We start from the raw sequence: 18,085 nt of genomic DNA, 5'->3' as shown, positions 1-18,085 counted from the left end.
CCTGGGAGCGGTCAACCAGCGGGCGCTGCCCGACCACGGCGACCGAGGCGACCGAACGGCTCCGCTTCGCCGATGGCCTCGACGACCGCTCGGGCAGGCTCGGCCCGGCCTCCCGGTGGTCGCCGGGAGGCCGGGCCGAGCCTGTGATCGTGACGCCGCCTCGCCACTCCGGGCCCGTGACCGCGCACCTGCCACGATCGGCTCCGAGGTGTCGTCGCCGTGCCGCCGTCTTGCCGTCATGGGCCTGGGGCGGGCACTACAGCGGTGGGACCGACCAGCCCTTCTCCGCCCACAGGGGCGCGTGCTCGGAGTTGACGAACAACCGGTCCTCCGGGTTCGGGACCCGGTGGTAGCCCTGCGGGTGCAGCAGCTCCGAGGAACTGTCGGACAGGTCGAGGACATAGCGGTCCGGCGCCCGGCGTCCGGCCAGGTAGCGCAGCTCGAAGGCGTGCAGCTTCAGCGGATTCGCCGGGTTCCAGAGCCCCAGGCCCGCCTGGCGCGCCTGCTGTACCGACGCGCGAGCCTGGCCCAGCGCGCCGGTCTCGGCCACCGTGCGAGCCGACCCGGGAGAGGGCACGGCCTGCGCCACCCGATTCTCCTGCCGGACGAAGGGGTCGACGTTCGGCCAGATGAAGTAGGGCATGACGTGTCCGCCGGCGAGCAGCCGCTCGTTGTACGGCGCGGGCCTGGGCTTGAGCTTCTGGTCCCGGTTGACGTAGCACAGCAGCCTGCCGTACCGGTCGAGGATCTCGTGCGCGAAGGCCAGCCGGAGCTTGAACGTCTCGCCGGTCAGCCCCTGCTCGGTGATGTCGGATGTGATCATGTCCTTGAGCGCCTGGGTCGGCGGGCCGCCGAGTTCGGCGTGGTTGCGCGCGGTGGTCGAGTCGAGCCTGCCCAGCAGGTGGTCGTGGAGCGCGGCGCGCAGCGGCAGCGGCTCGAAACCCGGCGCGAACGGGTCGGCCAGGAAGTCGGTCCAGGCCGGATGCGAGATCTTGACGAAGCCCTTGGGCAGGTCGGGGTGGGTGGAACTGCGGGGCAGCTCGAAGCTGACCTCGGGGGCGTCAACGCCGAGCAGGCGCACGCCGAAGTTGCCGTCGGCGGCGATGTTGATCGTGTCGCCGTCGTGCACGATCTTGTCGACGGGTTGCGGGACTCCTGCGGATCGCGCGAGAAGCGCGTGTCCGACGGTGATACCGGGAACGGGCTGTTCGATCGCCTTGGCCATGTCTCACATGATGAACGCCCGTTCGCGGCGCGTCATGGCTATCGGCTGGTTCAGAGCGTTTCGGACAGTGCCTTGATCGGCATTTTGAGGTCCACCAGCAGATCGAGGTCCTTGGCGGCGGTGCGACCGAGCGTGGTCAGGTAGTTGCCGACGATGATGGCGTTGATCCCGCCGAGCATGCCGTCGCGGGTGCCCAGGTCACCCAGGGTCAGCTCGCGGCCCCCGGCGTAGCGCAGGATCGTGCGCGGCAGCGCGAGCCGGAAGGCGGCGATCGTCTTGAGCGCCTCGGGCCCCTCAAGGAGCGGGAACGACTCGAAGGGCGTGCCGGGGCGGGGGTTGAGGAAGTTGAGAGGCACCTCGTCGGGCTGCAGCTCGCCGAGCTGTCCGGCGAACTCCGCCCGCTGAGGCAGGGTCTCGCCCATGCCCACGATGCCTCCGCAGCACAGCTCCATCCCGGCTTCGCGCACCATCAGGCAGGTGTCCCAGCGCTCCTGCCACGTGTGGGTGGTGACGACCTTCTCGAAATGCGACCGCGCGGTCTCCAGGTTGTGGTTGTAGCGGTGCACGCCCATCTCGGCCAGCTCGTCGACCTGGGCCTGGGTGAGCATGCCCAGCGAGCAGGCGACGTTGATGTCCACCGCTTCCTGGATCGCCTTGACGCCCTCGCGGACCTGGTCCATGAGCCGCCGGTCGGGCCCGCGCACGGCGGCCACGATGCAGAACTCGGTCGCACCGGTCTGCGCCGTCTCCCTGGCCGCCTGGACCAGGGACGGGATGTCCAGCCAGGCCGCGCGGACCGGGGAGGTGAACTGCCCCGACTGGGAGCAGAAGTGGCAGTCTTCCGGGCAGCCGCCGGTCTTGAGGGAGACGATCCCCTCGACCTCCACCTCGGGACCGCACCACTTCATCCGCACCTCGTGCGCGAGCGCCAGGAGGTCGGCGAGGCGGTCGTCGGGCAGTTCGAGGCAGCGCAGGACCTGCGCGGCGTCGAGCCCCCGGCCCTCTTCCAGAACCTGCGTCCGGGCGATGTCAAGAATGTCGCTCATGCTGCTCCGTTCTCCATCCGCTCTCCGGCCGTCGGCTACGGCAGGAGCCTAAGGGTGGTGCGAAACGCCGAGGGGTCGAACCCGCAGCCCAGCGCGGGAGCCAGGCCGGCGCGGGCCGTACGGGCGAAGGACTCCCGGTCGAGAGCCCCCGACCCCTCCGGGAGCGCGCCCGCCAGCGGCCGGGCGGCCAGCATCTCCAGGTCCGTCACGTTGCACCGCTCGGCCAGGCCCGGTTCGGCGGGCCAGGACCCGATCACCACCCCCGCCGGCTCCAGCCCGCGATGGGCCATCGCCTCCAGCGTCAACGCGGTGTGGTTGAGCGTGCCCAGCGCGGCCCGGGTCACCAGGAGCACCGGCGCGGAGAGAGTGCGAGCCAGGTCGGCGAGAGTCGCCCCCTCCTCGTCGAAGCGGACGAGCAGCCCGCCCGCCCCCTCGACGATCACCAGCCGGTGCGATTCGGCCAGCTCCCCGACCCGGGCCGCCACCCGGGCGAGGGAGACCGGCGGCAGGCCCGCCGCACGGGCCGCCGCCGCCGGGGCCAGCGGGGCGGGAAACCTGGAGAGCTCGAACGTGGAGGTCACCCCGGAGAGCCGGATGACCTCGTCGAGGTCCCCGGGCTCGGTGTCGGTCACCCCGGTCTGTGCGGGCTTGACCACGGCGACCGACGCGCCGCGCTCCCGGGCGAGGGAGGCCACCGCCGCGGTGACGACCGTCTTGCCCACTCCGGTGTCGGTCCCGGTGACCACGAGAATGCTCACGAACCTCACCTTAGGCGGCTGGGGCCTCCCGCGCCCGGGCGTGAACCTGACCGCCGGGGATCGTCAGGGACGGCGCAGACGGGTGACGAACTTGTAGCGGTCGCCCCGGTAGAGGGACTGGGCCCACTCCACCGGGTTGCCGTCGGCGTCGAAGGCGTGCCTGGTGAGCAGCAGCATCGGCAGGCCGACGTCCACGCTCAGCACCTGCGCGTCGTACGGCGTGGCCAGCACGGTCTCGATGATCTCCTCGGCGTCGGTCAGCCGCACGTTGTAGGCGTTGTGCAACGTCTCATACAGCGAGGAGTGCACCTCCAGCTCGCGCCGCAGCCTGGGGAAGCGCCGGGCGGACAGATGGGTGGTGTCGATCGACATCGGCTCGCCGTTGGCCAGGCGCAGCCGGTGGATGCGCAGCACCCGGCCGCCCGGGTTGATCGCCAGCCGGCGGGCCAGGGGTTCGTCGGCGGTGACGTAGCTGATGTCGAGGATCTTGGTGTCGGGTTCGAGGCCGACGGTCCGCAGGTCGCCGGTGTATGACGTCAGCTGGAGGACCTGGGCGACCTTCGGCTGCGCGACGAACGTCCCCTTGCCCTGGATGCGCACCAGGCGACCCTCGACCACCAGCTCCGACAGGGCCTGGCGCACGGTGGTGCGCGAGGTCTCGAAGCGGACCGCCAGGGTCCGTTCGGGAGGCAGCGCGCTGCCCGCCGCCAGCGACTTGGTCAGCGCGAGCAGGCTGCGCTTGACGTCGTAGTACTTGGGAATCCTGGGGGAGTCGTCCGTCACGCCGGCACCTCACCTGACGGCCCGGAACCTGACGGCCCGGAATCGGCGTGACCGCAAGCACACTGCCTGCCGGCCGGTCGGCTTCGCTCGCTCACATGGTCACCTTCATCTCGGCCACGGCGGTGAGTGCACCCCTGATCACCGCTAGATCATCGGAACTCAGATTGGCCCGCGCGGTCAACCGCAGGCAAGAGCGGCCGACCGGCACCGAGGGCGGCCGGAAACATCCGGCGCGCACTCCGCGTTCCGCACAGATGAGGGCGGCCCGAAGTGCGGTCTCGGGTGGGCCGAGCACGATCGGGACGACCGCACCCGCCGGGTCGTTGGTCTCCAGGCCGAGTTCGCGGGCCATCGAGGCCAGCTCTTTCGCTCTGGTTCGCACGTATCCGGGCAGTTCGGGCTGGTTTTGAAGGATATCCACAGCGGCGAGTGCCGCCGCCACACTGCCGGGTGCCAGGCCGGTGTCGAAGATGAACGACCGGCCGGTGTCTATCAGGGTCTCGATAACCTCCGGGGCGCCTAGCACGGCTCCGCCCTGGGAACCCAGAGACTTGGACAGTGTGACCGTTCTCACAACGGTCGGCTCGGCCGCCAGTCCCGCCGCGTGCACCGCTCCCCGTCCGTGGGGGCCGATGACGCCGATCGAGTGGGCCTCGTCCACGATCAGCAGTGCGCCCTGCCGTACGGCCGCCGCGTGCAGCCCGGCGAGCGGTGCCAGGTCGCCGTCGACGGAGAACACCGCGTCGGTGACCACGACCGCGTGCTCCTCGGTCCGGTCGGCGAGGGCCTTCTCCACCGCCACCACGTCCTTGTGCGGGGTGACCACCACGCGTGAACGCGAAAGCCGGCAGGCGTCCACGATGGAGGCGTGGTTGCCCGCCTCGGAGACCACCAGCGCGTCCTTGCCCAGCGCCGCCACCGCCGCCAGGTTGGCCAGGTAGCCGGAGGAGAACACCAGGGCGCCGTCCGCCTGGGCGAAGGCGCGCAACCGCGCCTCCAGCTCGGCGTGGAGCGCGGTGGAGCCGGTGACCAGACGGGAGCCGGTGGAGCCGGTGCCCCAGGTCCGGGTGGCCGCCGTCGCCGCCTCGATCAGCCGCTCGTCCCTGGCCAGTCCGAGGTAGTCGTTGGAGGCCAGGTCGATCAGGCCGTCGTCGTCCGGCGTCCGGACGCGCAGGGTCCGCTTCAGCCCCGCCGCCGCCCGTGTGCCCGTGGCCGCGCGCAACCGTGCCAGCGGATCCGGATTCTGCTCCATAGCGGGCATCTTGCCAGCCAGACCCGCCCGATTCGCGTTTGGGCCCGCAAAGAACGCATGATGCACGGGTGCCGACTCTAAGCGACCTGGTGGTTCGTCATACCGCGCTCGATGATGCCGACCTCGAGTGGATGCACTCGCTGGTCTCCGACTGGCAGCTCCTGGCCGACCTGTCGTTCGCCGATCTCATCCTGTGGATTCCTCTCAGAGAGGGCTCGGGATGGATCGCCATCGCCCAGATGCGGCCCACCACCGGTCCCACCGTCTACCACGACGACATCGTCGGCATGATCGCGGCCAAGGGCGAGCGGCCGCTCATCGACATCGCCTGGGACGAGCGGCGGATCTGCCGGGAGGGCGACCCCGACTGGTCGAGCGGGGTCCCGGTGCGCGAGGAGACCATTCCGGTACGGCGGGCCGACCATTTCCTGGGCGTCATCCAGCGCTCGACGAACCTGTCGTCCGCGCGCACTCCCTCACGGCTTGAGCTCACCTACCTGCAGAGCGCCTCGGACCTGGCCCAGATGGTGGCCGAGGGGCGCTTCCCGTTCTCCGGTGCCGAGCCGATCCTGGTCCGTTCGCCGCGCGTGGGAGACGGGCTGCTCCGGCTCGATCGGGCGGGCCGGGTCACCTACGCCTCGCCGAACGCGCTGTCGGCCTACCGGCGGCTGGGTCTCAACGCGGACCTGGTCGGCGCCGAGCTGGGCCGCACCACCGCCACCCTCTGCTACTCCGACGAGCCCATCAACGAGAACCTGATGATCGTGGCGAGCGGCCGGGAGCCCCGGGAGACCGAGGTCGAATCGGGCGGCACGGTCGTGCAGCTGCGGGCGATTCCGCTGGTCGTCGGCGGGGGGCGGATAGGCGCGCTGGTGCTCATCCGTGATGTGACCGAGCTGCGGCGCCGCGAGCGGGAGCTGATGACCAAGGACGCCACCATCAGGGAGATCCACCATCGGGTGAAGAACAACCTGCAGACGGTGGCCGCGCTGCTGCGGCTGCAGGCCCGGCGGCTGCAGCAGCCGGAGGGGCGCGAGGCGCTGGAGGAGGCGGTGCGCAGGGTCGGGTCGATCGCGATCGTGCATGAGACGCTGTCCCACACGCCCGATGAGCAGGTGGACTTCGACGAGATCGCCGACCGGGTGATCGCCATGACGGGCGAGGTGGCGGCGCCGGAGGCGCAGGTCGTGCCGCGCCGTGTCGGATCGTTCGGGGTGTTGCGTTCGGAGATCGCGACGCCGCTGGCGATGGTCCTCACCGAGCTGCTGCAGAACGCGGTCCAGCACGGGCTGGCACATCGGCCGGGCCGGCTTCAGGTGATCGTCTCGCGGGGGGCCGACCGGCTGGACGTGATCGTCTCCGATGACGGCACCGGTCTTCCCGAGGGCTTCGACCTGGAATCGTCCACCAGCCTCGGCCTGCAGATCGTGCGCACGCTGGTCGTCGGGGAGCTGTCCGGGCGACTGGCCATCGAGCCCCGGCAGGGCGGTGGCACGGAGGTCACCCTCGGTATTCCCCTCCCCGCGGCCTGAGCCGGGCCGGGGAGGGGCACTGCGGGAGAGGTTGGCCGCTCGCGTGGCTTCGAGCCTCGGCGCGGTGTCGAGCTTTGGTGCGGCGTCGAGCTTGGAGAGGCCGGACGCTCGCGCGGTGGCGAGGGGTCAGACGCTCGTACGGGTGCGGGCGCGGGCCGTGCGACGCTTGAAGGCGCGGCGCTCGTCCTCGCTCAGGCCGCCCCAGACGCCGGCGTCCTGGCCCGACTCCAGGGCCCACTTCAGGCATGCTTCACTTACAGTGCACGTGCGGCAGACCTGCTTGGCCTCTTCGATCTGCATCAGGGCGGGGCCGGTGTTGCCGATCGGGAAGAACAGCTCGGGGTCCACGTCACGGCAGGCAGCGCGGTGGCGCCAGTCCATGCGTCACTCCTTCGTAAGAGGAGCCCTTACTGTGGCTCCGTCGGCTCACTTTGTGAAGACTTTCACTAACCAGCGCGAACAATTACCCGAGCCTTGTTCGGTTCAGGTCATGTTCCGCTCGATCGTCGGTGACCCCAGAGCGAGGTGGCCGCTCAAAGGTCCTACGTTCCGACGTCAATGTTGAGATTGTCAGCCACGCTCAGTACACGCAAGAGGTTTGGGGGAACGTTTTGCCGGTTATGCATGTCGGATGCGTCACACAATGACCGCATGTAACGAGTTAGACCAAGACTTGTAACGCGTCCGGGATAGAGCGGAACGTCACTCGCTCGACTTCACCCAGATAGTCGCCGTCGAGCTGGAAGGCCACGGGGCGTTCGGCGGTCAGCGTGAACTCCTTCTCGTCGTGGAGCTGCACCAGGTGGCGACCGACCGGCAGGGTGTCGCGGCCCCCCATGATCTGCGGCATCAGGCGCAACATCGACGGTAGCCCCAGGCGCTGCAGGCCCAGCAGGTCGAGGCCCGTCTCGAAGCTCGCCCACGGGGTCGGGCAGACCGGCCGAGAGCCCACATAGGTCCACGGCGAGGTGTTGGAGATGACCGCCATGAAGATGTGGTCGGCCGCGGGGACGTCCGGGCCCTCGACGGTCATGGGAGCGTGGCGTTTGTCGGTCGAGAGATAGTGGTGCAACGCGGTGTTCACATAGCGCGAGGGGGTGGCCTTTCGGCCGGTACCGCGCATGCCCTCGACCGCCCGGACCACCTCGGCGTCATATCCCAAGCCGCTACAGAACGTGAAATATCGGCTTTCGTCATCCCAGAGCGCCTGGCCCAGCCCGACGGTCCGCCGCCGGCCGTCACGGATCGCCTCCAGCACCGCGCCGACCGCCTCGACCGGGCTGTTCGGCAACCCGAGGGCACGGGCGAAGACGTTCGCGCTACCGCCCGGAATGACCAGCAACGCCGGCCGGTCCGCCGCGCTGCCGGCGGTCCCGCTCTCGCCGTCCTCCGCATCGAGCAGGCCGTTCACGGCCTCGTTGATCGTGCCGTCGCCGCCGAGCACGGCCACGACGTCGAATCCGGAGGCGTGTGCCTTGCGGGAGAGCAGTGCGGCGTGCCCCCGGTATTCGGTCTCTTCGACCTTGAGGTTCATGGTGGCGCTCAGTGCCCTGATGAGGACGTCTCGTGTCCGCTGGTTGGTCGTCGTCGCCTTGGGATTCACCAGAAGCATCGCACGCATAATGCCAGCGTATCCGCCGATAACGGCACAACGGCTGTGGAAGCCGAGCCGAGGTGTCCCGACGATAGGGTTGGGACGTGTCGAATCGCCCGATGACTCTCACCGTCGCCGCCGCCATCATGGGCGTGGAAGGCCTCACCGCACTGCTGCTCGGCGGTTACGTCGGCGTCGAGACGGTGATCGGTAAGCCGTCCGACGTGGTGAGCTCGATCTTCGTCGCGGGGTTCGGGATCCTCGTCGGGGCGGCCCTGCTCTGGGTGGGCCGGGGCATGCTGCGAACCGAACGGTGGACGCGGAGCCCGGGCGTGCTGACGCAGATCTTCGCCGCGGTGGTCGGCATCACGCTGATCCAGTCCGGCCAGCAGACCATCGGCATCCCGCTGATCGCCGTGGCAGTGATCGGACTGGTCGCGTTGCTGTCCCCGCCGACGACCCAGGCCCTCTACGGGGACGGGCTCTACGGGGAGCAGGACTAGTCTTCCGCGGTCAGGCCCTCACGGAGCTGGGCGAGGGTCCTGGCCAGCAGCCGGGACACGTGCATCTGAGAGATTCCGAGCTCGGTGGCGATCTGCGACTGGGTCATGTTGCCGAAGAACCGCAGCAGCAGGATCCGCTTCTCGCGCGGCGGCAGCCGTTCGAGCAGGGGCTTGAGTGACTCGCGGTATTCGACGCCCTCCAGCGAGTCGTCCACGATCCCGAGGGAGTCGGCCACCGCGGGGGCGTCGTCGTCGCCGGAGTCGGGAGCGTCCAGGGAGACCGTGGAGTAGGCGTTGGCCGACTCCAGCCCCTCGAGCACCTCCTCCTCGCTCATCTTCAGGAACGCGGCGAGCTCGCCGACGGTGGGCGCACGCCCCTCGCGCTGCGAGAGCTCGCTGATCGCCTTGGTGAGCGAGAGTTTGAGCTCCTGCAGACGGCGCGGCACGCGGACCGCCCAGCCCTTGTCACGAAAATGTCGTTTGATCTCCCCCACGATCGTGGGCGTGGCATAGGTGGAGAACTCCACCCCCCGGCCCAGGTCGAAGCGGTCGATCGACTTGATCAGGCCGATGGTGGCGACCTGGGTGAGGTCGTCGAGCCATTCGCCCCGGTTACGGAATCGGCGAGCGAGATACTCCACCAGGGGAAGATGAAGCTCGACGAGTTCGTCACGGATACGCTGGCGCCGCGAGTCGTCGGGGGTCAACTCCGCCAGTTCCGCGAAGAGCAGGCGCGCGCGCACCCGGTCGGGCACCGCGTGGTCGCTGGCGGCCATGGCACGAGTCCTTTCCGTCACGCCGGCCTCGCTGCGCCTCGGCGCTTGCGTAGCACGATCGCCATGCGGTCGGGGGAGTCGGTTACGGCATCCACGTCGTCGGCCAGGGCGGTGAGCACCATCCACGCGAAGTCATCGCGCTTCGGCGCGGAACTGCCGACCGTGCTGACCTCGACCCGGACCTGCATCAGTTGCCCGGTGAGCTCGAACTCGGCTATCAGGTCGGTGCCGGGGACGGCCAGGGTCAACAACATCGCGCACGCCTCGTCGACCGCGATCCGCAGATCCTCGATCTCGTCGAGCGTGAAGTCCAGCCGTGCGGCCAGTCCGGCGGTCGCCGTACGTAGCACGGACAGATAGGCGCTCGCGGCAGGCAGCCGGACGCTCACCACGTCACGGATTCCACCCATACCGACCGCGGGCGTCTCGGTGTGTTCGGTCACGTTCCTCCTCGCAGAGTCGCTGACTGCAACCTACAGCCCCGAGAGGGTGGTTGGCCCAATTGGACTCGCGATCGGGGCGATTTGAACACCTCAAGAACACCCTAAGACGCCTGAATGGGGCGTCTCAACAGGTCAGGCCCCGTGTGGTCGCACTCCCCACGGGGCCCGTCGATATAGCTGCGGTGTCGCTGTGACGTCGCCGTGGCGCGGCTCGGACGACGGCGGACGGCGCTCCGCCCCGCCGCTCATCCGCCCGGCCTCCGGCTCCTCGGCCGGGATCACCGCAGCGCCCTCACACGACCCGCTCAGGCGGCCTTGGTCGCCCAGAAGATCTTGGAGATCTCGTCGATCTTGGCCAGGAGCTCGTCGGCCTGGGAGGCGTCGACGGTGCCCTTGCCGCCCGCGGCGCCGGCCAGCTTGGTGGCGTCCCAGAAGAGCTGGTGAAGCTGCGGGTAGGTCTCCAGGTGCGGGGGCTTGAAGTAGTCGGTCCACAGCACCCACAGGTGGTGCTTGACCAGCTCGGCCCGCTGCTCCTTGATGATGAGCGCGCGAGTGCGGAAGACCGGGTCCTCGTTGGCGGCGTACTTCTCCATGATGGCCTTCACGGACTCGGCCTCAATGCGAGCCTGAGCGGGGTCGTACACGCCACACGGCAGGTCGCAGTGGGCGGACGCGACGTGCTTGGGTCGCAGAAGTCGTGCGAGCATCGGAAAATCCTTCCTTGATGCTGAGATCAGCTTGGTCCAGTACCGACCTTACTCGTCTTGAAAAACCCGTGTGGGAGGGGGTTGCGCTCGATGAGAGTATGTGTCGAGGGAGACTCGATGCTGCCCGCGCTCCGCTCCGGAGACTGGCTGTGGGTACGGCGCGGCGCCCCGATCCGGGCCGGGGACCTGGTCGTCGCCCGGCTCCCGTCCGACCCGTCGCTGCTGATCGTCAAACGGGCCGCCTGGGAGGCGGACGGGGGATGGTGGCTGGAGAGCGACAACCAGCGGGCCCCCGGCCGCCGCGACAGCTGGGACTTCGGCGCCCTGCCGCCGTCGCTGCTGGTCGGCAGGGTGGTGCTGCGCTACTGGCCGTTGCCCTTCTTGCGGGCGCGGTAGGCGGCGACGTTCGCCCGGCTGGCGCACCGCTCCGAGCAGTAGCGCCGGGACCGGTTGGAGGAGGTGTCGAGGTAGGCCCTGCGGCAGGGCGGCGCCTGGCAGAGGCCGAGCCGGTCCACGCCGAGGTCGGTGACCATGGTGGCCAGGCCCATCACGGCGCCCACGGCGTACTGGTCGGCCATCCGGCCGCCTTCGGTGAGGTGCATGTGCCAGCGCTCGCCGTCGTGACCGGAGATCTGCGGCTGCACCGGGTGCTGGATCAGCAGCGAGTTGAGCCGGTCGACCACGTCCTGCTCGTCGCCGCCGGCCGCGGACTCGAAGACGGTGACGAGCTCCTCGCGCAGGTCGCGCAGGGCGTCGAGATCGCCACGGGTGATGCGGCAGCCGGGACGGTAGCGGCCCCCCTCCTCCAGGAGGGAGCGCAGCCCTTCCAGACCGGACAGCCGGTCGGGGCTGTTGATGAGCAGGACGGCCAACTCGGCGTAGGAGGTCAGATCCACCGGGCGATCCATCGATGTAAGTGATGAATGGGGCTCTGAGTATTACACGTGTGGCGAGGGCTGACACCATGTCAATGAAAGTAAGCAACTTCTGTCATCTGTCTGAGTCTCAACATGTGGCACAATCAAGCGACGGGTGACCCCCGTACCCCCTCCAGACGGCCGTTCCCAGCGAGCGGGCCCCGAGCGGCTACCGAAGCCGGGCCACGCCTGCAACGGGCGTCTAAGAAGGAATCCATCCGTCTGTCTGACTGAACTACAGGGGTCGCTGTGGCCGTCACGCCATCCTCCATTTCCCTCGAAGCCCTCCAATCCCTCGATCTCGATCCGGCCTTCGCCCTGCACCGCGGTGGCAAGCTGGAGACCCGCTCCACCGTCCCGGTCCGCAACGCCGAGGACCTGGCGCTCGCCTACACCCCCGGGGTGGCCAAGGTCTGCACCGCGATCGCCGAGCGGCCCGAGCTCGTCAACGACTACACCTGGGTGTCCAACGTGGTCGCCGTCGTCTCCGACGGCACCGCCGTGCTCGGGCTGGGGGACATCGGGCCCGCCGCCGCCATGCCGGTCATGGAGGGCAAGGCCCTGCTGTTCAAGCAGTTCGCCGGGGTCGACGCGGTGCCGATCTGCCTCGACTGCACCGACGTGGACGCGCTGGTCGAGACCGTCGCGCGGCTCGCGCCCTCCTTCGGCGGCATCAACCTGGAAGACATCAGCGCACCCCGCTGCTTCGAGGTCGAGGACAGGCTGCGCGAACTCCTCGACATCCCCGTCTTCCACGATGACCAGCACGGCACCGCGATCGTCGTGCTGGCGGCGCTGCGCAACGCGGCCCGGCTGACCGGCCGGTCGCTCGGTGACCTGCGGGCCGTGGTGGCCGGCGCCGGCGCCTCCGGCGTCGCGGTCAGCCGCATCCTGCTCAACGCCGGTATCGGCGACATCGCCGTGGCCGACTCCAAGGGGCTGATCCACCAGGGGCGCGACGACCTCAACCCGGTGAAGCGGGCCCTGGCGCGCGACACCAACAGAGCCGCCCTGCAGGGCTCGACCGAGGGGGCGCTGAACGGGGCCGACGTCTTCATCGGCCTGTCGGGCTCGACGGTGTCGGAGGAGGCCATCGCGTCGATGGCGTCCGGCTCGATCGTCTTCGCGCTGTCCAACCCGACCCCGGAGGTTCATCCGGAGATCGCCCGCAGGCATGCCCAGGTGGTGGCCACCGGCCGCTCCGACTTCCCCAACCAGATCAACAACGTGCTGGCCTTCCCCGGAGTCTTCCGGGGGGCGCTCGACGTCCGCGCCACCACCATCACCGAGAACATGAAGGTGGCCGCGGCCGAGGCGCTGGCCGCCGTGGTCGGAGACGACGACCTGTCGGCCGACTACGTGATTCCCAGCCCGTTCGACGAGCGGGTCGCCCCGGCCGTCGTCGCCGCGGTCGCGGCGCAGGCTCGTGCCGACGGAGTCGCCCGTCTCTGACCTCCTGCTCCAGCCGGATCTCCGTTCCCTCTCCGGGGACGTCCGTGAAGATCTCCAGGCGTGTCCGCGAAGACCTCCCGGCCCGTCTGTGAAGACGCCCCTCGCCCGATCGGGCGAGGGGCGTCTTTTAGTTTTGGGAATCTCAAAAAACAGTCACGGAACGTGCTATAAAAAAAGCGCTCCGTCACCTATCTGGGCAAGAGTATGCACGAGGGGACGGATACGGGCGCAGGGGGCGTGGCCGAGCTTTCGGCGTTTTCGACGCTCCGGCGGCTTCTCACGGTGAGGAGAGCGATGGAACGCGAGCCCAACCACCTGCTTCGGCGACTCATCGCTGAAGCGGGGTTCACCCATAAAGGGCTGTCTCGCAAGTTGAACGATCTCGGCGCGGCACGGGGCCTGCCGGATCTGAAGTACGACCAGGGCTCTGTCCTGCGCTGGATCGCCGGCCAACGGCCGAAGGACCCGGCTCCGGGACTGCTCGCGGAGATTTTCGCACTCCGGCTCGGCAGAACGGTCAGTTCGGAAGACCTCGGCCTATCGGCCGTATCGACGCCTCTCGACCTCGGGCAGGAGTTCACCCATACGTGGCAGGAGGGGATCGCGACCGTGACGGCACTGTGGAGGGGAGATGTGGAAAGACGGAAGTTCCTGCTCGACTCGACCTTCGCGATCGGGGCCGGGTCCGCCGGGGCCCTGCGCTGGCTGACCCTTCCTCTGGAGGGCCGTCCCGTCGCGGGCGGCACCCGGCGGGTGGGCATGGCCGACATCGCGGCGATCCGGGAGGTGACCCGGTCGTTCGGCGAGCTGGACAACAGGTTCGGCGGCGGCAGGGTCCGTTCCGCGGTGGTGAAATATCTGGACACGGCGGTGGCGCCGCTGCTCAGTGACGGCTCCTATGGCGAGAGCACCGGCAGGGCGCTGGCGTCCGCGGCGGCGGAGCTGACCCGGCTGGCCGGATGGATGGCCTACGACCTGGAGCAGCACGGCCTGGCCCAGCGATACCTGATCCAGGCGCTGCGGCTGGCCAGGGGGGCGGGAGACCACGGGCTCGGCGGGGAGATCCTCGCGGGCATGAGTCACCAGGCCATTTACATCGGGCAGCCCGCGCACGCCCTCGACCTGGCACGCGCCGCCCAGCTGTCGGCCCGCCGCGCGGGCATATTCGCGCTGCTGGCGCAGGCGCAGGCGCTGGAGGCCCACGCCCAGGCCCTGATGGACGACCGCGCCGCGTGTGGAAACTCCCTGCACGAGGCCGAGCTGGCCTTCGACCGGCGCAAGGCCGGTGAGGAGCCCGACTGGATCGCCTACTTCGACGAGGCGTACCTGTCGGCCAAGTTCGCCCACTGCTTCCGCGACCTGGGCGACGGGCCGGGAACCGTACGGCACGCGACGCGGTCGCTGGACATGGACGGGCGCTACGTCCGCGGGCGCATGTTCAACCTGTCGCTGCTGTCGGCGGGGCTGCTCGCCTGCGGCGAGGTGGCGCAGGCCTGCGTGGCCGCCGGGCAGGCGCTCGACCTGGCGGGGGGCCTGCAGTCGGCCCGCACCCAGTCCTACGCCTTCGATCTGCGGCGCCGGCTGGCACCCTTCGCCGGTGAGCCGGCCGTACGGGAGCTGAACGAGCGGACCAGGGAGCTCAGCCTCGCCTGACGGGCACCTCGTCATGGCGGCCGAGCCCCCGCTGCTCCGGATATCTCCAGCAAAAGGCCGAGGGGCCCGGCGCGAGCCGGGCCCCTCGGGTGGAGCGGGGTGAGTACGAGGTTTGGACCCCCGGACTCAGGTGATCGTCAGAACTACTTGACGATCGAGCCAGACCAGACAGCCGCGGCCTTCTTGTAGATGTCCGCGGTCTCGCCGTCGAAGTACGGCGAGGTGATCAGGTCGTAGCGGTTGTTCTTGTCCTGGTCACCGAAGAGGCTGGTCACGCCGTTGACGTAGCCCAGACGCTTGGCGTTGCTGTACTTGACGAGCCACGGGCCACCGTCGGCGCCGGGGGTGAAGGAGCTCTTGAGGCCAACGTGCTCCTCAACCTTCTCCGCGGCGGAGACGTACACCTTGCCCGAGGTCTTGCCGTAGGTCCACTTCGGCGTAACGCCGGTGTAGGCCTTGTTGCCGTCGGGGTGAGCGTCGGCCGGGTAGCCGAACGCCATCACGGTCTGGCCGGTCTTCTGGTTCCAGGTGAAGCCCTGGCCACCGACGACCTCGCCCAGACGGCCGACGTCCTTGAGGAAACCGTCGACGATGTAGAAGGTCGTCTTGAAGTACGACTTCACCGCGGTCTGCTTCACCCAGTACTTCACGAAGGTGTGGGTGATGGTGTAGTTGCCCTTGGCGTCGATCTTCCGGTAGCCCTTACCGGTGTACGCGTCGTACTGAGCCTTGGTGACGGACTCGGTGAAGGTCTTCCAGGGGGCCTTGGCGCCGTTCTTCTGCCCGTCGGGGGCGGCGTCGTAAGCCTCCTTGGTGACCTCCTCGAACACCTTCACGGCGCCGGGGTAGTCCGGGCCGACCGGGTCGGAGATCGTCTCGGCCTTGGCCCACGCGTCGGCGGTCTCGCCACCGTTGAGGTCAACGGCCTTCTTGTACTCGGCCTCGGTGATCGCGGTGTCCTTGGAGAACTTCGCACCGGTGGAGGCGTCGTACTCAGACTTCGTGACGGCCTTGGGGGTGCCGCCACCGATCTGGATGCCGTTGTACACGGTCACGAACGCGTAGTCGCGGTCGCGGTCGTTGAAGACGCTGTAGTCGTAGTGGGTGTAGGCCTGCTTGCCGACGTAGACGCCGTACGGGTCCTTGCCCTGGTAGTAGGACGGCACGAAGACCCAGTTGTCCATGACGCTGGCGTTCTTCTTGTCGTCGTACACGCAGTGACCGGCGGTGGCGACCAGGTTGCGGTAGCTCGACTGGATCGAGACACCGGAGCACCACTTCAGGGCGCCCTCAGAGTCGACGAAGAACACCTTGCCGAGGTTCTTCGGGAAGTTGATGTTCTTGACCTTCGCGGCGACCTTCTTCTCTTCGCCGATCGGGTTAACAACACCGGGCTTGCCGTCGGGGGTGTAGCCACCGCTCGCGTTCAGCGTCGGCGTGGCCTTGGTCTCCCAGGTGTAGGGGGTGGCCTTGGCCAGGTTGTTGGTGGCGTTGTTGACGGTCAGCCAGAACTTCGCGACGTCAATGGCGGCCGGAGCGTCCTTGGCCATCGTGTCGTAGGCCCAGTTCGGGTTGGCGTTCGCGGTGCCGGCCAGGCCGGCAGCCAGCAGACCGGTGGCGAGGATGGCGCCACCGGCGGGGAGGAGGATGCGCTTCAAGGTAACTCCTTGGTCTGATGTGGAACGCTTCTTGCGTCCCATGCGTCAGTAAAGGGATAGCCAGAACATACAGGGCCGATCTTGAGAACCGGAAGCCGCTTTGAGGGGTTTGAAGCCCATGCGCCGGGCCGAGATCGTTCCGTGATGTTTGAAACGCCGCGGAGTAGTTGTTGCGGTTGAGGGTGATGCGCTGCGTTTCCGCAGATAGACATGATCCTGTTGCGAATGTGACCGATGTGGCGTGAGTGCCCCGATACGTTCAGTCACACCTGTCATGTGACGCAGATCACACGAGATCGATGGCACCGTTTTGCGGGAAGTCACGTCTAACGCGCACGATCCGCCGCCGAATCCGAGCCGCCGAGGCTCTGAAAGCCCGGAAAAACAGGGCCTGCGGGCCTCTGTAGATCCCTCGGGGCCGGGTTCCGCGGCTTCGGAAGGTCTCTCCGGGTCCCTCAGAGCCCCGCGAAGCCCCGGAAACGGGTGCGGGACCCGGCGCATGCGCCGGGTCCCGCGGGATGGAGAAGAGGCGGAGGAGGGATTCGATCCCCTCGTCCGAGGCCGTGCGGTTACTTGTAGAGCTCGCCGTTGGGGCCGACGATCCTGCCGGACCACACGTTGGCGGCCTTCTTGTAGATGTCCGCGGTCTCGCCGTCGAAGTAGGGCGAGGTGATCAGGTCGTAGCGGTTGTTCTTGTCCTGGTCGCCGAACAGGCTCGTGACGCCGTTGACGTAGCCCAGGCGCCTGCTGCTGCTGTACTGCGTCAGCCACGGGCCGCCGTCGGCGCCCGGGGTGAAGGCGCCCTTGAGGCCGACGTGCTCCTCGACCTTCTCCGCCGCCGAGACGTAGACTTTGCCGGACGGCTTGCCGTAGACGTACTTGGGCGTCACGCCGCTGTAGGGCTTGTTGCCGTCGGGGTGGGGCGCCTGCGGGTAGCCGAAGGCGTAGACCGGCTTGCCGGTGCTCTGGTTCCAGGTGAAGCCCTGGCCGCCGACGTTGTCGCCGAGGCGGCCGACGTCCTTGGACAGCACGACGTAGTAGCCGGAGCCGCCGCCCCACTTGGGGCCGCTGAACCTGTCGTAGTCGGCCTTGGAGACCTTCTTGACGCCGTCGAAAGCGACGCCGTTGTAGACGGTGACGAAGGCGTAGTCCTTGTCGTAGTCCTCGAAGACGTCGAAGTCGTAGTGCGTCCAGGCCTGCTTGCCGACGTACATGCCCCAGGGAACCTTGCCCTGGTAGTAGCCCGGGACGAAGACCCACTTGTCGAGGGTGTCGCCGTTGCTGGCGGTGTCGTAGACGCAGTGGGCGGCCGTGGCGACCAGGTTGCGGTACCTCGACTGGATCGAGGTGGCCGAGCACCACCGGTACTCGCCGTTGGCGACGAAGAAGACCTTGCCGAGGGTCTTGGGCAGGTTGACGTTCTTGACGCGGGCCGCCGGAGCCTTCTCCGCGCCGATCGGCGCGATGGTGCCGGGCCTGCCGTCGGGGGAGTAGCCGCCACCGGCGCTCAGCCGGGGGGTCGCGGCGTCGGGGGAGTAGGAGGTCGCCTTCTTCAGGGCCACGAAGTTGGAGGCGGCCCAGAAGTCGACGACGGAGACCGCCGAGCTGTTGCTGCCGGCCATCTTGTCGGTGGCCCAGTCCGGCTTGGCCTGGGCGGTGCCGCTGAGGGCGGCGGCCAGCAGACCGGTGGCGACCACGGCGCCGCCGAGAGGGAGGAGAGAGTGCTTCAAGTCAGGTGCTCCTTGCGCTGCAACGTTCCCGGGAACCTGGAAACTGCGGGACGACA

At 68.7% G+C, this 18,085-nt stretch carries 18 protein-coding genes; 5 read left to right on the top strand and 13 right to left on the bottom strand.

Annotation, left to right across the window (positions count from 1 at the left end):
* Positions 1 to 256 precede the first annotated feature (256 nt).
* From ACQPYK_RS42110 to ACQPYK_RS42090, 5 genes are all read right to left on the bottom strand, one after another.
* Positions 257 to 1,225 (bottom strand): thermonuclease family protein, encoded by a 969-nt coding sequence (locus ACQPYK_RS42110; protein WP_433244714.1) that lies wholly within the window; start codon positions 1,223 to 1,225, stop codon positions 257 to 259.
* Positions 1,226 to 1,275: 50 nt separating this feature from the next.
* Complete coding sequence (gene bioB / locus ACQPYK_RS42105; RefSeq protein ID WP_433244711.1) at positions 1,276 to 2,271, bottom strand: biotin synthase BioB; 996 nt, start codon at positions 2,269 to 2,271, stop codon at positions 1,276 to 1,278.
* Positions 2,272 to 2,306: 35 nt separating this feature from the next.
* Positions 2,307 to 3,029 carry a dethiobiotin synthase gene (gene bioD / locus ACQPYK_RS42100; RefSeq protein WP_433244708.1) on the bottom strand — a complete coding sequence of 241 codons (723 nt, stop codon included), beginning with the start codon at positions 3,027 to 3,029 and terminating at the stop codon, positions 2,307 to 2,309.
* Between the two features lie 63 nt (positions 3,030 to 3,092).
* Entirely contained in the window at positions 3,093 to 3,812 is a 720-nt protein-coding gene (locus ACQPYK_RS42095) for a GntR family transcriptional regulator (RefSeq protein WP_433244705.1), read from the bottom strand.
* Positions 3,813 to 3,903: 91 nt separating this feature from the next.
* Entirely contained in the window at positions 3,904 to 5,073 is a 1,170-nt protein-coding gene (locus tag ACQPYK_RS42090; protein WP_433244702.1) for an 8-amino-7-oxononanoate synthase, read from the bottom strand.
* A gap of 59 nt (positions 5,074 to 5,132) precedes the next feature.
* On the opposite strand from ACQPYK_RS42090, the gene ACQPYK_RS42085 reads away from it, so the two are divergent.
* Entirely contained in the window at positions 5,133 to 6,596 is a 1,464-nt protein-coding gene (locus ACQPYK_RS42085; protein ID WP_433244699.1) for a sensor histidine kinase, read from the top strand.
* 126 nt (positions 6,597 to 6,722) lie between these two features.
* Here the strand turns inward: ACQPYK_RS42085 and ACQPYK_RS42080 are convergent, their stop codons facing one another.
* Both ACQPYK_RS42080 and ACQPYK_RS42075 read right to left on the bottom strand, forming a co-directional pair.
* Complete coding sequence (locus ACQPYK_RS42080) at positions 6,723 to 6,977, bottom strand: WhiB family transcriptional regulator (RefSeq protein ID WP_433244696.1); 255 nt, start codon at positions 6,975 to 6,977, stop codon at positions 6,723 to 6,725.
* 280 nt (positions 6,978 to 7,257) lie between these two features.
* Positions 7,258 to 8,217 (bottom strand): diacylglycerol/lipid kinase family protein, encoded by a 960-nt coding sequence (locus ACQPYK_RS42075; protein WP_433244693.1) that lies wholly within the window; start codon positions 8,215 to 8,217, stop codon positions 7,258 to 7,260.
* A 92-nt stretch (positions 8,218 to 8,309) separates the two neighbouring features.
* On the opposite strand from ACQPYK_RS42075, the gene ACQPYK_RS42070 reads away from it, so the two are divergent.
* Positions 8,310 to 8,693, top strand: coding sequence for a hypothetical protein (locus ACQPYK_RS42070; protein ID WP_433244691.1), 384 nt, complete (start codon positions 8,310 to 8,312; stop codon positions 8,691 to 8,693).
* Here ACQPYK_RS42070 and ACQPYK_RS42065 read toward each other — a convergent pair.
* From ACQPYK_RS42065 to sodN, 3 genes are all read right to left on the bottom strand, one after another.
* On the bottom strand, positions 8,690 to 9,469 hold the full coding sequence (locus ACQPYK_RS42065; RefSeq protein WP_197048491.1) for an RNA polymerase sigma factor SigF: 780 nt from the start codon (positions 9,467 to 9,469) through the stop codon (positions 8,690 to 8,692). The two genes, ACQPYK_RS42070 and ACQPYK_RS42065, sit on opposite strands and share 4 nt — an antisense overlap.
* A gap of 17 nt (positions 9,470 to 9,486) precedes the next feature.
* Positions 9,487 to 9,912 carry an anti-sigma factor gene (locus tag ACQPYK_RS42060; protein WP_433244688.1) on the bottom strand — a complete coding sequence of 142 codons (426 nt, stop codon included), beginning with the start codon at positions 9,910 to 9,912 and terminating at the stop codon, positions 9,487 to 9,489.
* 305 nt (positions 9,913 to 10,217) lie between these two features.
* Positions 10,218 to 10,619 carry a superoxide dismutase, Ni gene (sodN, locus tag ACQPYK_RS42055; RefSeq protein WP_433244685.1) on the bottom strand — a complete coding sequence of 134 codons (402 nt, stop codon included), beginning with the start codon at positions 10,617 to 10,619 and terminating at the stop codon, positions 10,218 to 10,220.
* 90 nt (positions 10,620 to 10,709) lie between these two features.
* Here sodN and ACQPYK_RS42050 point away from each other — a divergent pair, with 90 nt between their 5' ends.
* The gene (locus tag ACQPYK_RS42050) at positions 10,710 to 11,015 is read left to right on the top strand and encodes a S24 family peptidase (RefSeq protein ID WP_433244682.1); all 306 of its coding nucleotides are present in this window, start codon (positions 10,710 to 10,712) and stop codon (positions 11,013 to 11,015) included.
* Here the strand turns inward: ACQPYK_RS42050 and ACQPYK_RS42045 are convergent.
* Positions 10,982 to 11,515 carry a CGNR zinc finger domain-containing protein gene (locus ACQPYK_RS42045; RefSeq protein WP_433244679.1) on the bottom strand — a complete coding sequence of 178 codons (534 nt, stop codon included), beginning with the start codon at positions 11,513 to 11,515 and terminating at the stop codon, positions 10,982 to 10,984. The two genes, ACQPYK_RS42050 and ACQPYK_RS42045, sit on opposite strands and share 34 nt — an antisense overlap.
* Positions 11,516 to 11,785: 270 nt before the next feature.
* Between ACQPYK_RS42045 and ACQPYK_RS42040 the strand changes: the two genes are divergently transcribed.
* Both ACQPYK_RS42040 and ACQPYK_RS42035 read left to right on the top strand, forming a co-directional pair.
* Positions 11,786 to 12,988, top strand: a complete 1,203-nt coding sequence (locus tag ACQPYK_RS42040) for an NAD(P)-dependent malic enzyme (RefSeq protein WP_433244676.1) — start codon at positions 11,786 to 11,788, stop codon at positions 12,986 to 12,988.
* Between the two features lie 294 nt (positions 12,989 to 13,282).
* The gene (locus ACQPYK_RS42035; protein WP_433244673.1) at positions 13,283 to 14,641 is read left to right on the top strand and encodes a hypothetical protein; all 1,359 of its coding nucleotides are present in this window, start codon (positions 13,283 to 13,285) and stop codon (positions 14,639 to 14,641) included.
* Positions 14,642 to 14,784: 143 nt separating this feature from the next.
* Here the strand turns inward: ACQPYK_RS42035 and ACQPYK_RS42030 are convergent, their stop codons facing one another.
* Both ACQPYK_RS42030 and ACQPYK_RS42025 read right to left on the bottom strand, forming a co-directional pair.
* Positions 14,785 to 16,299, bottom strand: coding sequence for a hypothetical protein (locus tag ACQPYK_RS42030; protein WP_433244670.1), 1,515 nt, complete (start codon positions 16,297 to 16,299; stop codon positions 14,785 to 14,787).
* A gap of 569 nt (positions 16,300 to 16,868) precedes the next feature.
* Positions 16,869 to 18,029, bottom strand: a complete 1,161-nt coding sequence (locus tag ACQPYK_RS42025) for a trypsin-like serine peptidase (protein WP_433244667.1) — start codon at positions 18,027 to 18,029, stop codon at positions 16,869 to 16,871.
* Between the last annotated feature and the right edge of the window lie 56 nt (positions 18,030 to 18,085).

The organism is Streptosporangium sp. CA-135522, assembly GCF_050949235.1.
Lineage (GTDB): Bacteria > Actinomycetota > Actinomycetes > Streptosporangiales > Streptosporangiaceae > Streptosporangium.
The sequence above is the reverse complement of the archived record's forward strand: the minus strand, read 5'-3'. Positions and strand labels throughout refer to the sequence as shown.

Bases quoted from the DNA above. Each gene is read 5' to 3' on its own strand.
- ACQPYK_RS42110 (WP_433244714.1), bottom strand. From the start codon at position 1,225: ATGGCCAAGGCGATCGAACAGCCCGTTCCCGGTATCACCGTCGGACAC.
- bioB (WP_433244711.1), bottom strand. From the start codon at position 2,271: ATGAGCGACATTCTTGACATCGCCCGGACGCAGGTTCTGGAAGAGGGC.
- ACQPYK_RS42090 (WP_433244702.1), bottom strand. From the start codon at position 5,073: ATGCCCGCTATGGAGCAGAATCCGGATCCGCTGGCACGGTTGCGCGCG.
- ACQPYK_RS42080 (WP_433244696.1), bottom strand. From the start codon at position 6,977: ATGGACTGGCGCCACCGCGCTGCCTGCCGTGACGTGGACCCCGAGCTG.
- ACQPYK_RS42075 (WP_433244693.1), bottom strand. From the start codon at position 8,217: ATGCGTGCGATGCTTCTGGTGAATCCCAAGGCGACGACGACCAACCAG.
- ACQPYK_RS42070 (WP_433244691.1), top strand. From the start codon at position 8,310: ATGACTCTCACCGTCGCCGCCGCCATCATGGGCGTGGAAGGCCTCACC.
- ACQPYK_RS42065 (WP_197048491.1), bottom strand. From the start codon at position 9,469: ATGGCCGCCAGCGACCACGCGGTGCCCGACCGGGTGCGCGCGCGCCTG.
- sodN (WP_433244685.1), bottom strand. From the start codon at position 10,619: ATGCTCGCACGACTTCTGCGACCCAAGCACGTCGCGTCCGCCCACTGC.
- ACQPYK_RS42050 (WP_433244682.1), top strand. From the start codon at position 10,710: ATGAGAGTATGTGTCGAGGGAGACTCGATGCTGCCCGCGCTCCGCTCC.
- ACQPYK_RS42035 (WP_433244673.1), top strand. From the start codon at position 13,283: ATGGAACGCGAGCCCAACCACCTGCTTCGGCGACTCATCGCTGAAGCG.